Source organism: uncultured Lamprocystis sp., from assembly GCF_903933125.1.
Taxonomy (GTDB): domain Bacteria; phylum Pseudomonadota; class Gammaproteobacteria; order Chromatiales; family Chromatiaceae; genus Thiodictyon.
Genome location: NZ_CAIZIZ010000222.1, coordinates 1 through 14,070, shown reverse-complemented (window position 1 = coordinate 14,070; position 14,070 = coordinate 1). Strand labels below are relative to the sequence as shown.

At 62.6% G+C, this 14,070-nt stretch carries 9 protein-coding genes and 1 tRNA gene; 4 read left to right on the top strand and 6 right to left on the bottom strand.

Annotated elements, in window-relative coordinates; translation table 11 throughout:
* Nucleotides 1–85 precede the first annotated feature (85 nt).
* Genes QZY03_RS11150 through QZY03_RS11140 form a run of 3 tightly spaced genes read right to left on the bottom strand, consistent with a single transcriptional unit; the run spans nt 86 to nt 4,709 of the window.
* Nucleotides 86–1,423, bottom strand: coding sequence for a replication-associated recombination protein A (locus QZY03_RS11150; RefSeq protein WP_295580988.1), 1,338 nt, complete (start codon nt 1,421–1,423; stop codon nt 86–88).
* 19 nt (nt 1,424–1,442) lie between these two features.
* On the bottom strand, nt 1,443–2,105 hold the full coding sequence (lolA, locus tag QZY03_RS11145) for an outer membrane lipoprotein chaperone LolA (RefSeq protein ID WP_295580985.1): 663 nt from the start codon (nt 2,103–2,105) through the stop codon (nt 1,443–1,445).
* Nucleotides 2,106–2,111: 6 nt separating this feature from the next.
* Nucleotides 2,112–4,709, bottom strand: coding sequence for a DNA translocase FtsK (locus QZY03_RS11140; RefSeq protein ID WP_295580983.1), 2,598 nt, complete (start codon nt 4,707–4,709; stop codon nt 2,112–2,114).
* Nucleotides 4,710–4,894: 185 nt separating this feature from the next.
* Between QZY03_RS11140 and QZY03_RS11135 the strand changes: the two genes are divergently transcribed.
* A complete protein-coding gene (locus QZY03_RS11135) occupies nt 4,895–5,905 on the top strand; it encodes an OmpA family protein (RefSeq protein ID WP_295580982.1) in 1,011 nt (336 codons plus the stop codon).
* A 203-nt stretch (nt 5,906–6,108) separates the two neighbouring features.
* On the opposite strand, the gene QZY03_RS11130 is transcribed toward QZY03_RS11135, so the two are convergent.
* On the bottom strand, nt 6,109–7,206 hold the full coding sequence (locus QZY03_RS11130) for an alkene reductase (protein WP_295580980.1): 1,098 nt from the start codon (nt 7,204–7,206) through the stop codon (nt 6,109–6,111).
* 388 nt (nt 7,207–7,594) lie between these two features.
* Between QZY03_RS11130 and QZY03_RS11125 the strand changes: the two genes are divergently transcribed.
* Complete coding sequence (locus QZY03_RS11125) at nt 7,595–8,002, top strand: hypothetical protein (protein ID WP_295580979.1); 408 nt, start codon at nt 7,595–7,597, stop codon at nt 8,000–8,002.
* A gap of 158 nt (nt 8,003–8,160) precedes the next feature.
* On the opposite strand, the gene rnr is transcribed toward QZY03_RS11125, so the two are convergent.
* Nucleotides 8,161–10,434, bottom strand: a complete 2,274-nt coding sequence (gene rnr, locus QZY03_RS11120; RefSeq protein ID WP_295580977.1) for a ribonuclease R — start codon at nt 10,432–10,434, stop codon at nt 8,161–8,163.
* Between the two features lie 133 nt (nt 10,435–10,567).
* Here rnr and QZY03_RS11115 point away from each other — a divergent pair.
* Together QZY03_RS11115 and QZY03_RS11110 are read left to right on the top strand one after the other, a co-directional pair.
* Nucleotides 10,568–10,652: transfer RNA gene (locus QZY03_RS11115), tRNA-Leu, on the top strand.
* Nucleotides 10,653–10,745: 93 nt separating this feature from the next.
* The gene (locus QZY03_RS11110) at nt 10,746–12,197 is read left to right on the top strand and encodes a site-specific integrase (protein ID WP_295580975.1); all 1,452 of its coding nucleotides are present in this window, start codon (nt 10,746–10,748) and stop codon (nt 12,195–12,197) included.
* 168 nt (nt 12,198–12,365) lie between these two features.
* Here QZY03_RS11110 and QZY03_RS11105 read toward each other — a convergent pair whose 3' ends face one another.
* On the bottom strand, nt 12,366–13,946 hold the full coding sequence (locus tag QZY03_RS11105) for a hypothetical protein (RefSeq protein ID WP_295580973.1): 1,581 nt from the start codon (nt 13,944–13,946) through the stop codon (nt 12,366–12,368).
* Nucleotides 13,947–14,070: the final 124 nt, after the last annotated feature.

Sequence of the window (14,070 nt, the reverse complement as noted above, 5' to 3'; positions counted from 1 at the left end):
CTGTTTTCGTTTGTTGGTGCACTACCACGCGCGCCTAACCCGACCTACGGGACTTGCTGGAGCAGTCCCACTGATGCAAGACTCCTTATCCAGCATCAGCGTAAGACCCGCCTGACGCCCCCCGCTCACGCGCCGCCCGATCCAGGGCACGCAGGCGCTCGAGCTTCTCGCGGATCCGGATCTCCAGACCGCGGTCGGTTGGCTGGTAATAGCGCCGTTCGCCCAAGGCTTCGGGAAAATAGGTCTCGCCGGCGGCATAGGCCTCCGGTTCGTCATGCGCATAGCAGTAGGCGTGCCCGTAGCCCAGGCCCTTCATGAGTCGGGTGGGCGCATTGCGCAAGTGATTGGGGACCTCCGCTGTCCCGTACTTGCGGGCGTCGGCCAGGGCGGCGTTCCAGGCCAGATAGACGGCGTTGCTCTTGGCGGTACTGGCCAGATAGACGGCAGCCTGCGCCAGCGCCAACTCGCCCTCCGGCGAGCCCAGCCGCTCCTGGGCATCCCAGGCATTCATGGCCAGCGCCAGGGCCCGCGGGTCGGCATTGCCGATGTCCTCGCAGGCCATGCGTACCAGTCGACGAGCGATGTAAAGCGGGTCGCAGCCGCCGTCGATCATGCGCGCCAGCCAATAGAGCGCGGCATCCGGGGCGGAACCGCGGATGGATTTATGCAGGGCCGAGATCTGGTCGTGGAACAGATCCCCGCCCTTGTCGAAACGGCGTACCTGACCCGCCGCCACCGCGGCCACGGCCACCGCATCGATGACCCCGCCCGCACCCGACTCGGCCGCCAACTCCAGCAGGTTGAGCGCGCGGCGGGCGTCGCCGTCGGCCGCTTGCGCGAGCAGATTGGCCGCGTCCGCGGGGAGTGTCAGACCACGTGCACCCAACCCATTGACCGGATCCTGCAGCGCCCGCGTGACTACGGCGGCGATCTCGTCCAGACCCAGTGGTTTGAGAACGTAGACGCGGGCGCGCGACAGCAGGGCGTTGTTGAGTTCGAATGACGGGTTTTCGGTGGTGGCGCCGATGAAGGTGAGGGTGCCGTCCTCGACATGCGGCAGAAACGCATCCTGCTGACCCTTGTTGAAGCGATGCACCTCATCGATGAAGAGCACCGTGGCCCGGCCCTCGAGCCCGCGCACCTGCTGTGCCTGAGCCACCGCCTCACGGATATCCTTGACCCCGGCCAGCACCGCCGAGAGATTGAGAAAATGCGCACCCGAGCGCACCGCCGCCAGCCGCGCCAGGGTGGTCTTACCGGTGCCCGGCGGCCCCCAGAAGATCATGGAGTGCAGCCGACCCGAGTCGATCGCCTGACGCAGCGGCTTGCCGGCCCCGAGCAGGTGATCCTGGCCGACGAAGCCGTCGAGGCCGTGCGGACGCATCCGATCGGCCAGGGGTGCGCCAGGCGTCGCGGTGGTCATCAGACGTCACCCAGCGGCTTCAGTCGAACGACAGGAAGTCGCCGCCGGCCTTTTCGTCGACCGTGAACAGGGCGGCGTCGAGCGCCGGATTGCGCTTGATCTCGGTGAAGTTCAGCCGGGTGGTCTGGCCGAAGCTGTCTTCCATGATCATGCTTTCGATGCCCGTGTCGCCGAACCCCAATTCGATCCGGATCACGTCGGTATCCGCCGCCTTGGGCGTCAGCTCAACCCACTCGCGGCCGTCGGTGCTGTCGATGGGCTTGGCGGTGAAATGCCGGTCGATCGGATCGTTGTTCGCCAGCAGCAGGGCCGGCGTGCCGCGCAGGGCCTTCTCCTCGGACTGGTGCGAGACCTGATCCAGTTCCAGATCGTGGAGATAGACGCGCTTGCCGTCGGCGATGATCACCTGTTTGCCGGGCGTCTCGTACTGCCAGCGGAACCGTCCGGGGCGCTGCAGATAGAAGGTGCCACGCCCCTCCATCATGCGCGTGCGGTCGGCATTGAAGGTGAACTGGGCGAAATCCGCCTCCAGGCTGGTCAGCCCCTTGAGGTAGGCGTCCAGGCGCTGCGTGCCCTCGGCGCCGGCCGGCAGCCAGATCAGGATGAGGATAGCAGTCAGAACGTACGCGATTGGCGCGGAAAGTCCGCGCCGCGCGGCGGTGCGGGGGTGCAAATGACGCATAGGCATTCAATCCTCGTGGACAACAGGGGGGGCCAGCACCTCACGGTTCCCATTCGTCTCCGGGGGGCCGACGATGCCGATGCGCTCCATCTCTTCGATCATGCGCGCGGCGCGGTTATAGCCGATCTTGAGCCGGCGCTGTACCCCTGAGATGGAGGCGCGTCGGCTCTCTACAACGATCTGCACCGCTTCATCGAAGAGCGGGTCGCTGTCCTCGACATCACCGCGCGGCTCCGGATCGATCCCCGGCAGCGACTCCTGGGACTCGCGCAGGATATCCTCGATATAGTCGGGTGCGCCCTGGGTCTTGAGGAACTCCACCACGCGGTGCACCTCATGATCGTCGACGAAAGCACCATGCACCCGCTGCGGGATGTTGCCGCCCGGCGGCAGGTAAAGCATGTCGCCATGACCGAGCAGTTGCTCCGCACCCATCTGATCCAGCACGGTGCGCGAATCGATCCGGGAGCTGACCTGAAACGAGATACGGGTCGGAATGTTCGCCTTGATCAGGCCGGTCAGCACGTCGACCGAGGGCCGCTGGGTGGCGAGCATCAGATGGATGCCGGAGGCGCGCGCCTTCTGCGCCAGGCGGGCGATCAACTCCTCCACCTTCTTGCCGACCACCATCATCATATCGGCCAGCTCGTCGATGATGACCACGATGTAGGGCAGATGGCCGATGGTGGGCACTGCCACCTCCATCCCCGGGTTCTTGGCGAACTCGGCCGCCAGCACCGGGTCGCGCAACGGCTCCCCGGCCGCCTCGGCATCCGCGACCTTGCGGTTGTAACCGCCGATGTTGCGCACCCCGAGGGCGGCCATCAGCCGATAGCGGCGCTCCATCTCACCGACACACCAGCGCAGGGCATTGGCCGCCTCCTTCATGTCGGTCACCACCGGCGTCAGCAGGTGGGGAATGCCCTCGTAAACCGAGAGCTCCAACATCTTGGGGTCCACCATGATCAGGCGCACGTCCTCGGGTCCGGCTTTGTAGACCAGGCTCAGGATCATCGCGTTGATGGCGACCGACTTGCCGGAGCCGGTGGTGCCGGCGATCAGGGCATGGGGCATGCGCGCCAGATCGACCGAAACCGGCAGACCGGAGATGTTATGACCCAGGGCCAGCGTCAGGGGCGACTTGGACTCCAGATAGTCGGCGGAGCCCAGAATCTCGCTCAGAAACACCGTTTCCCGTTTCTCGTTGGGGATCTCGATGCCGATCACCGATTTACCGGGGATGACCTCGACCACCCGCACGCTGATCTTGGACAGCGCGCGCGCCAGATCCTTGGAGAGACCCAGAATCTTGCTGGACTTGGTGCCGGGCGCCAACTGCAACTCGAGCAGGGTCACCACCGGTCCGGGATAGGCCGCCACCACCTCGACCTGAACGCCGAAGTCCTTGAGCCGCACCTCCACCAGACGCGACAGCGCCTCGATCTGCTCATCCGTATACCCCTTGCCGGTCTTGCGCGCCGGGTCCAGCAGATCGAGCGGGGGGCGGCGGCCCTCGCCCGTCGGCACGGGTGCGGATCCGGACAGGGCAACCGGACGCTCGGCCACCGCCATGGTGCGTCGCACCGTTTGCAGACGCGGCGCGTCTTTGGGCACCGGCCGCTGGCCTTTGATCAGATCGGTCAGCGTCAGGATCTGCTCGGACTCGGACTCAGGCTCCCTGACAGCGGCGTTCGGGGCGCTGGACACATCGATTGCAGCATCGTGCGCGGGCACATCCGGGCCGGCTGACTCCCGATCCAACACGGGCTCCGACAAAGGTTCCGACAACGGTTCCGCACCGGACGCGCGCTGCTGAGATCGGGCCGCATGGTCCACCGGCTCGGATTGCTGCCAGTCCCATCCCGCCGACTCGTCGGCAACAGCCCGCGTCGGTGCCAGATCAGCGGCGTCGATCAGCCGGAGGTCCTTGGGGAGTTCGGTCGGCACCGACTCGCTCCGGCGCCTGGCCAAAGCAGACACCCCACCCGCCACACCGGAGCCCAATGAGCGCAGCCCTTGCAACAGGCCGTCACCCAACGACTCGATCAGCGCGAACCAGGAGATGCCTGAAAACAATGTGAATCCGACCAGGAGCACGCCGGCCAGAAGCACCTCGGTACCGGCACCGAAGCGCTCGGCCATGAGACCGCTGACCGCGTGCCCCAGACCGCCGCCGCTGCCGTTGGGCAGCCCCGTACCCAGCGCGATGAAGTGCATGGTCGCAAAGCCGCAACCAGCGGCCAGCGTCAGTAGAAAGCCGCTCCAACGCAGGGCCAGCATCCAGACACGCGGTGCGCCCTCCTCCTCAGGCCCGCGGAACAACACCCAGGCGCTGAAAGCCACCATCAGCGGCACCAGATAGGCGAAATAACCGAAAAGATACAGACTGACATCGGCAAACCAGGCGCCGGTACGGCCCCCCGCGTTACTGATCCGCGAGGTCTCGCCGACGTAGGACCAGCCGGGGTCTTCCGGCACGTAGGTCACCAGCGACAGCACCAGATACAGGGCGACACACATCAGCGTCCACATGGCCCCCTCGCGGAGCGCCCGTTCGACATAATCGCTGAAATTCAACTGTCCGCTACGCGTCGCCTGTGCCATAAGTACCTCCCGCAATCGTAGTCGACAGTATAGCTTTGCCCGCCACAGATCGGGTGATTTCCGGATTGCTCCGGAAACGATCGTGCAAAAAAGACAACATGTGCTATTTTTGCATCTGGCGCTTGGACCGGGACAACCAAACCCCCATTCAGCGCCCGCGCTTATCTTTAATCCGGGTACCGATCATGAAAACCTTCTATCGCAGCACACTCTCTGCACTCATCCTCGCCGCTCCGCTGGCCGCGATCGCGCAAACCGATTACCAGACCGACACCCTGCCGCGGTTCGATGACCGCTGGTACATCCTCCCCTTCGCCTCCTACACCTGGGCGGACGAGGATCGGGGCACCGAAGACGGATTCGGGGGCGGGTTCGCAGTCGGCAAGCCGCTGAACGAACGCCTCAATCTGGAAGTGCGGATGACCTACACGGATCTCGCCAGCCTGGATGACGCCGGCGGCGACTTCCGCATCGGCGACCTGGGCGTGGACGGTCTGTTCTTCCTGAGCCGCGGCCGCTTCCAGCCCTTCCTGCTGGCCGGCATCGGCATCATCAACGATGATTTCGAGTGCAACTTTTCCGAGGTCAACATCGGCAACTGCAAATCCGGAAGCGGCTTCAGCTTCATGGCCGAGGCCGGCGCGGGCTTCGTGGTCCCGATTACCGAATATGCCTCCTTCCGGCTCGACGGCCGCTACCGCTACGACGACAATGCGGCCCGCCTGAACGGCGATAAAGACTTCGGCGACTGGATCGTGACCGCCGGCGTCGTGATCCCCATCGGCAGCCGCGCCCGGCCGGCACCGGTGACCCGCACCTTCGAACTCTCGGCCGACGCCCTGTTCGCCTTCGACAAGGCAACCCTCAAGCCCACCGGCGCGGACCGGCTGAACACCTTCGCCGGCGATCTCAACCAAGCCAACTTCAACGACATTCAGGTCGCCGGGCACACCGACCCGATCGGCTCGGAAGCCTACAACCTGGCCTTGTCCGACCGCCGCGCCAATACCGTCCGCGACCATCTGGTCGGCCAGGGCATTCCCGCGGACAAGATCTCTGCACAAGGATTCGGCAAGAGCCAACTGAAGGTCACGCCCGCCGACTGCGCCGGGGCCAAGTCCAGAGAGGCCCTGATTGAGTGCTATCAACCCAACCGCCGCGTTGAGGTGACGGTGGAGGGCATGGTCGCGAAGTAAGGCGATTGACAGAAATCGCCTAATCCGCGGAGCAGGCCTTGATCGTAATCCCGGCCAGCGGCGTGCGTAGTCAGGGCTTCCAGCCCTGACGGTGTCAGGCCAGGATGGCCTGACTACGCATCCGGCGGAATCTTGATCGAGGCCGCGGGGCGGGCCGCCGCGTCCTGAAGGCAGGCCGCGGTTGCCCGCTGATCCGATCCCAATCAATGCCCGTCGAGAAAAGAATAATCGGTATAACCGTGTTCATCACCGCCGTAGAAGGTCGCTTGGTCGGGCACGTTCAGGGGGGCGTCAAGGCGCAGACGCTCCACCAGGTCAGGATTGGCGATGAACAGCTTGCCGAACGCGATCAAGTCAGCGTGGTCCGCGGCGCGGGTGGCCAGTGCCAGTTCGCGTGAATAGCCGTTGTTGCCGATGTACGTGCCCTTGAACAGCGGGCGCAGGGTGGCGAGCTGAAAGCGGTGACCGGTTTCACGCGGGCCGCCGGTGACACCCTCGACGACATCCAGGAACCCGATACCGCGGGCCGAGAGCTGCCGCGTCACGTAGGTGAAGAGCGGCTCCGGATCGCTGTCGGCGATGTCATTCGCGGGCGAGAGCGGGGCGATGCGCACGCCGACGCGATCCTTGTCCCAAACCTCCAGCAGCGCGTCGGTCACCTCCAGCAGCAGCCGGACGCGGTTCTCGATGCTGCCGCCATAGGCGTCCGTGCGCAGATTGGTCTTGTCGCGCAGGAATTGGTCGAGCAAGTACCCGTTGGCCGCGTGGATTTGGACCCCGTCGAAACCGGCCGCTTTAGCATTGCGCGCGGCCTGCCGGTAGTCGGCGATGATGCCGGGAATCTCCTCAAGCGTCAGCGCCCGCGGCGTCACCATGTCGACCATCCCCTGACCGGTGAACACCTGCCCCACCGCCTTGACCGCCGAGGGGGCGACGGGCAGCGCGCCATCTTCCTGCAGGTCGGGATGCGAGATGCGTCCGACATGCCAGAGCTGGCAGACGATCTTGCCGCCCTGGTCATGCACGGCCGCGGTCACCTGCCGCCACCCGGCCACTTGGGCCTCGCTATAGATGCCGGGTGTCTGGATGTAACCCTTGCCCTGCGGTGAGATCTGCGACGCCTCGCTGATGATCAACCCGGCACTCGCGCGCTGGGCGTAATAGGCCGCCATCAAAGGCGTGGGCACATCACCGGCACCGGCCCGGCTGCGCGTCAGCGGTGCCATCACGATGCGGTTGGCGAGCGTCAGGCTGCCGAGCTGGTAGGGGGAAAACAGGTCGCTGGTGTCGTGGTCGGGCATGGATCGCTCTGTGGAGTGGTGGCGGCGTGAATGGGATGCCATCACGCCGCAGGAAAGTGGTCAGTATATCGCCTTCGCACCTGGTATCCGGACCTGGCCTTCGCGTAGGGGCGGGTTTGAAAACCGCCCCGGCCTTGATCATCGTTCAGGCCGGAGGGTGGACAAGCGACAGCGCGGTCCGCCGCATGCCGCGCCATCTGCGTTGACACCGCGTGAAGCGGGCGTAGACTGAGCGCCGAACCGCACTTCCGGCGGTGTATTGACCGACCTCGATCAGAATTCCCTCCAGACCCTGGACGCACGGGCGGGGCTGCCGTGATCCCCGGACAGGGGATCGCCCCCGATCGAGGCCATCTTCCATCCTTGCCGCAGGACGATCGAAACGACTATGAACTCCCTCGTCGCCGCTCTGAAAGGCTTCATCGTGATCGCGTTCCTGGCGCTCGCCGCGGGCTGCGCCAGTGATTTTCAGGAAAAAGAGAACCTCGCCGTCGCCGCCGGCTTCAAGGCGATTACGCCCACCAAGCCCGATCAGGCGGCACTGCTCTCGACGCTGCCGACGGATAAAGTCACCCAGGTTACCTATAACGGCAAGATTTATTACGTCCTGCCCGACGTCAAGAACAACCAGGCCTTTGTCGGCGGACCCAAGCAGTATCAGAGCTACCAGCAACTGCGCCTGGCCAGACAGATCAGCAATGAAAACCTGGAAGCCGCCGAGATGAATCAGGCGGCCGCGATGAACTGGGGTGCCTGGGGCGGTTGGGGCGGCATGGGCGGCCCCGGCTGGTATTGAGCCGAGCAGAGCGACCGGAGCGGCCGCACCTCGGGGACAGGGCAGTCCCCGTGGGAGCGGCCTCCGGCCGCGATTGGACCTTGCGGACCATCGCGACATCGGCACTCACCGTGAGACCGAATCGCGGCCGGAGGCCGCTCCCACAGCACTGATGCCCGTCAGCTCTTGCGCCGTCGCCGTCCGGACCCCGCGGCGCGCGTCTCCTCGACCGGCGGCGGCGGCGCCAGCACGAAGTCGATCTTGCGGTCGTCCAGATTGACCGCCGCCACCTGAATGCGCAGCCGATCGCCCAAGCGATAGACGGTGCCCGTGCGCTCGCCGGCCAGCCGGTGACCGATCGGGTCGAAGTGATAATAATCGTTGTCCAGCGCGGTGATGTGCACCAGGCCATCGACATGAATCTCATCGAGCTGAACGAAAATCCCGAAGGAGGTCACGCTGGTGATGAGCCCCTCGAACTGCTCGCCCAGCTTGTCCTGCATGAACTCGCATTTGAGCCAGTCATTGGCGTCGCGGGTGGCCTCATCGGCGCGCCGCTCGGTGCCTGAGCAGTGCTCACCGATCTGCTGGAGATCGGACTTGGTGTAATCCAGGTCAGCCGGCGCGCCGCCGTCGAGCAGGTGCTTGATGATGCGGTGGACAATCAGATCCGGATAGCGGCGGATCGGCGAGGTGAAGTGTGTATAGGCCGCATAAGCCAGGCCGAAATGACCCAGATTATCCGCGCTGTACATGGCCTGCTGCATGGAGCGCAACAGCACGGTCTGGATCAGTTGGCGGTCCGGACGATCCTTGATCTCGATCAGTAGCTGGGCATAGTCAGCCGCGGTCGGCTTGGCCCCGCCCGGCAGCTTGAGCGCGAGCTGACCCAGGAACTCGCGCAGATCGTTGAGTTTCTCCTCGCTCGGCAGGTCATGGATGCGGTAGAGGGCCGCGATCTTCTTGCGCTCGAAGAGCCGCGCCGCGGCCACGTTGGCGGCCAACATGCACTCCTCGATCAAGCGATGGGCATCGTTGCGGATCACCGGGACCACGGCGGCGATCCGCCCCTGGTCGTTGAACTCGAACTTGGTCTCGATCGAATCGAATTCGATGGCGCCGCGCGCCGCGCGGGCGGTATGCAACACCTGATACAGGGCATAGAGCTCGTGCAGATGCGGCAGCAGCTTGGCGTGCCGGATACATAGGTCCGGGTCGCCGTCCACGATCATCGCCGCCACCTGATCATAGGTGAGGCGCGCCTGCGAGCGCATCACCGCCGAGTAGAACCGGGTGCGGGTAACCTTGCCCTCGAAATCAATGTACAACTCGGCGGTCATGCACAGCCGATCCACCTCCGGATTCAGCGAGCAGAGCCCGTTGGACAGGATTTCCGGCAGCATGGGGATGACGCGGTCCGGGAAATAGACCGAATTACCGCGCTCATAGGCCTCGCGGTCCAGGGCCGTGCCGGGGACCACATAGGCCGACACATCGGCGATCGAGACCAGCAGCTTCCAGCCCTTGGGCTTGCGCTCGCAATACACGGCGTCGTCGAAGTCGCGGGCATCGGCCCCGTCGATGGTGACCAGCGGGAGTTTGCGCAGATCCATGCGGCCGACCTTCGCCGCCTCCGGCACTTCCGGACTCAGCGCCGCGATCTCGGCATCCACCGCGGCCGGCCACTCCACCGGCAGATCATGGGCGCGGATGGCGATGTCGGTCTCCATCCCGGCGGCCATGTGATCGCCCAGCACCTCGGCGATGCGGCCGATCGGCGGCGTGCGCACCGTCGGCTGATCGGTGATCTCGGCGACCACGATCTGGCCCTGGGTGGCGCCGCCCAGGCGGTCGCTGGGGATGATGATGTCGTGGGCGAGCCGCTTGTTGTCCGCCGCCACGAAGCCCACCCCGCCCTCCTGATAGAGCCGGCCCACCACGGTGCGGGTGTTGCGCTCCAGGGTTTCGACCAGCGACCCCTCCAGGCGCCCGCGCCGGTCGCGCCCGCTCACCCGCACCACCACCCGGTCGCCGTGGAACAACGCCTTCATGTCCTTGGGATACAGATAAAGGTCATCGCCGCCCTCATCGGGGCGCACGAAGCCGAAGCCGTCCGGGTGTCCGATTACCCGCCCCACGATCAGATCGCGGTGATTGACGATGCAGAAGGCGTGCTTACGATTGCGCAGGAGCTGACCATCGCGGACCATCGCGCCCAGCCGGCGCTCCAGAGCCACCAGATCCTCCGCGGCGGTCAGATCCAGGATCTGCGCAAGTTCAGGCAGATCCAGCGGGGTGCCCTGCGCGGTGAGGGTTTCGAGGATGAATTCCCGGCTCGGAATCGGGTTTTCGTACTTCTTCGCCTCGCGTTGGCGATGCGGATCCTTGTCGCGGGCGGTCCGGCTCGGGGGCGGGGTTTCGGTCTGCTCGGGGGTCGTTTTGCGTCTTGCCACGTGGTGTTACTGACTCTGCTCTGAAATAGTGTCTCAAGGTCTAGTAGTGTACCGTTGACACGGCGCCTTTGTCTCACTAAGATGCGCGCTCCCGGTGATGATCAGCCTTCAGGCCGATCAACTGCCGGGATAAGCCGAGGTGGCGGAATTGGTAGACGCGCTAGTTTCAGGTATTAGTGGGGCGACCCGTGGAGGTTCGAGTCCTCTCCTCGGCACCAATTCTCAAGTTATTGATCTACAAGGCGTATTTCATCTCTGAAAAGCGCCGACCTTAAGAAATCTTGCGTGGTGGTCCATGAAGGTGGTCCATCTTGCCGGATTTTCTGCGTCGCAATCGTCACGGCGGTTACCACTACCGCCGCGCGCTCCCTCCCGATGTTCGGCACGCCTTCGACGGCAAGGGCGAAATTGTAATGTCACTCCGGACATACAACCGCCGCGACGCTGCCTTGCTCGCACAGCAAGTCAACCTGGGAGTCGAGAGCATCATTCGCCAGACTCGCGGGGAACCGATGCCGAAGCAACGCGACTCGGTAGGTTGGACCTACAAGGTAGAAACCCACCCAGACGGCAAGGTCACAGAGACACGCAAGACCGACCCCGGAGATATCGCGGAATTGCGCAATTCCGGTATGACACCAGCCGACATTGCCGTTGTCCTTAGCGCCTGGGCACAACCTCAGGGGGCGCCCCAGGCACCCCCTAGCATCGGTATCGGCGCGCTGTACGATGCTTTCGAGAGCGACCTAACAACCCGCAAGTCCGCCCGTGGCAAACAATGGAAGCCTATCAAGAACTCTGCCACTTACCGCCGTCGCTTGACTGAAATCCTAGGCGACAAGCCAGCATTACAGGTTACACGCGCCGATGCGCGCAGGGTTCGAGATACGCTCGTCCAACTACCCGCCAATAGCGCCGCCCATCGTGGGAAGACTGTTTCCGAAATGCTAAAGGCACCACGCCTAGAGTCTCAAGCGACTCTGACACCGAAAAGCGTCAACAGTCACGTCGAATATTATGAACGAGTCTTTGATTTCGCACTCAACGAAGGGCATACGCAAGGGTCAAATCCATTTGCTGGCCTCAGCATTGAGGACCATCAAGATCCGAGCGAGAAGCGCGACGCCTTCACCAGTGCCGAACTTATCACGATGTTCTCAACCAAACTCTACACGGCGTATGGAAGCGACCAAGAAGATCAACCATATCGCTATTGGATGCCCCTACTTCTACTCGCAACGGGCGCCCGTCGAGCGGAAATAGCCGGACTCTACCTCTCAGATATAAAAGAAGATTCAGGCGTTCCGTACATCGATATCAACGACAGTCAACCAGACAAGAGAGTAAAGACCCACAACGCCAAGCGCCGCACCCCGATACACTCGGAGATTATCCGCCTAGGCTTTCTCGATTATGTCGAAAGCCGCCGCAAGGCTGGCGTCACTCGGCTATTTCCTGAGCTAAGGACTTATTCAGCGTCGGACGGATATGCGCGCAATTTCGGAGATTGGTTTGGCTCCTACCTCAAGAAGCTAGGCATCGGCAAGACCTCCCATTCATTCCGTCACACGATGGCAACGCAACTCAATGAATTAGGCGTAGCGCCCAATCGTATTGAGGAATTATCCGGTCGCAAATTCACAAAACAGACTGTAGGCCAGCAGGTCTATATCAAAGAAACGTCGATCAGGGAGCTTTCATTAAACCTTGAACAGCTTGACCTTGCGCAATACCTAACCAGGGTAACCCCATTCATTTCGTAAACAAATTGCTGACTGATACCATAGTCCTAGAACACGATACGTCACCCCTTGCGTGCCGTGTTGAAAAATTGCTGGACTCTAGGACCCTCTTATAGGCTTCCTGCGCCCGCCCTTGGCAAATCCTCTAGGGACGCACGGCAAAGGCGCATCATCGCGTTAGAGGGCCTCCTATGGCGTCCCAGGCGTAACCCTCCCATAGTGCGCCAGTAACAGCGCCTCGGCCTTGCCGTGATCGTGATCGTATATCGGCGCGACACTCGGAAATAGCTTCTCAGCAAGCCGGATCGACTTGAGCTTACGCGCAGAACTCGGCTCAACCTTCCCCTTTCGGACATCTAGCGCCTTCGTCCATTTCTCAGGCGTCACCGTGGTGAAGGGCATACCCACAACATCCAAGCACGCTCGGATAGCGCCCACCATCGGCCCCAGCCTCCACCCAACCTCCGGCCTGTCGTTCGGTCGCCGATGTTGATCTTCGACGATCACGGTTATGTGATCACCTAGGCTAGCGATCCTCTGTAGCATCGTGACCAGTTCACGACCGTCAAGCTCGTCCAGTCCATCCCGAGTAGCAAGCGGTATCGCGTGGACCTCAACATAGTCGGCGGCACCCTCACCGGCTTCTACAATCACACCGACCGCTCCAGTCTCCCCCGGATCAATCCCAACCCAGACGGCCCCACCTTTCGCACCCATGTTCACGTTTGCAGATGTAGGGGTAAAAACGGACTGGTGACCTCCAACTGATTGCGAAGCAATAGGGGGTTGCGAAGCAACAACCTGTTGCTGAGACAATAACTTCTCATCACGACTGGTGACCTCAGTACAGTTTTGACTGGTGACCTCAGTAGCTTTTTCACTCAGGTCACCAGTCACCCCAACTTTACCCCCAATTTTGCCCCTACTGGTGACCTTAACCCACGGCTTCCGAGCCCTCAAAATACGCTCTACGCCCCGCCTGGAAACCTCCTCACCAGTCACCCATTTATGTATCCTCTGCGTATCCTGCCAGTGTCGAAACACCAACGGGTCACCCTGTCCAAGCCTGACCTTTGCGGCAAAGTCGAGCATGGCAAACCGCGCGGCAGTTTCCTTCATCCGCTCCAAGGACAACCGATGGCCCTTCAAACGATCAAGCTCATCATCCTCCACATCCTGGATACCTGGCTCAATGGGCCTCTTGGACTTGCCAACCTTGAGCGACCGACCCACACCTAAACGACTAACGCGCGTCCTAACCTCTCCGTCGATAGCCACAAGGCAACAGGATCCTCTCCAATCGCCCACACCCAACAACCCAGCTTTTGCGCTATTGGTTGGCCCCTTGCGCCCAATGATCGACCAAGCCAAATCTAGGTCAATCTCGCCCCCCGTGTAGAATTTCGACCAAGCCTTGTTGCTCACTTTCGGCTTTGGCTTATCCTCGGAAAACTCCCGGTGCAACCAAACCAGATCCCACAACAAGAAGTCGGCGGCTACGACCGTCATTAAGTCCTTTCGATCGCCATAAGCCAGACTAAGCTTTCCAAATCGACCGATCAAACCACACCAACGCGGTGCAACACCTCTCCGGATCATCTCAAGAGTGAACACGCCGACGCCGTATCTGTAAGCTTCCAGATCAATCTTACTTTCGACAAGCCCAAGCAGCATCTTTTCAAAGAAGCCCACCTCTCCGGACAAACCGCTTGTATCCCAACGGTTTTTAGTCCAAAATTCCCGAGTCGTTTGCATCTCGACTTTGGCCATTTCAGGGAGTCGAGGCCAGTTGATTCAGCACGCGTTGCCAATCCTGGCGGGAAATAACGAGGGCGTCCGGGTCTGCGGTTGAGTTGACGAAATTCGCCGCCGCCCAACTGGTGCGGCGCACCAG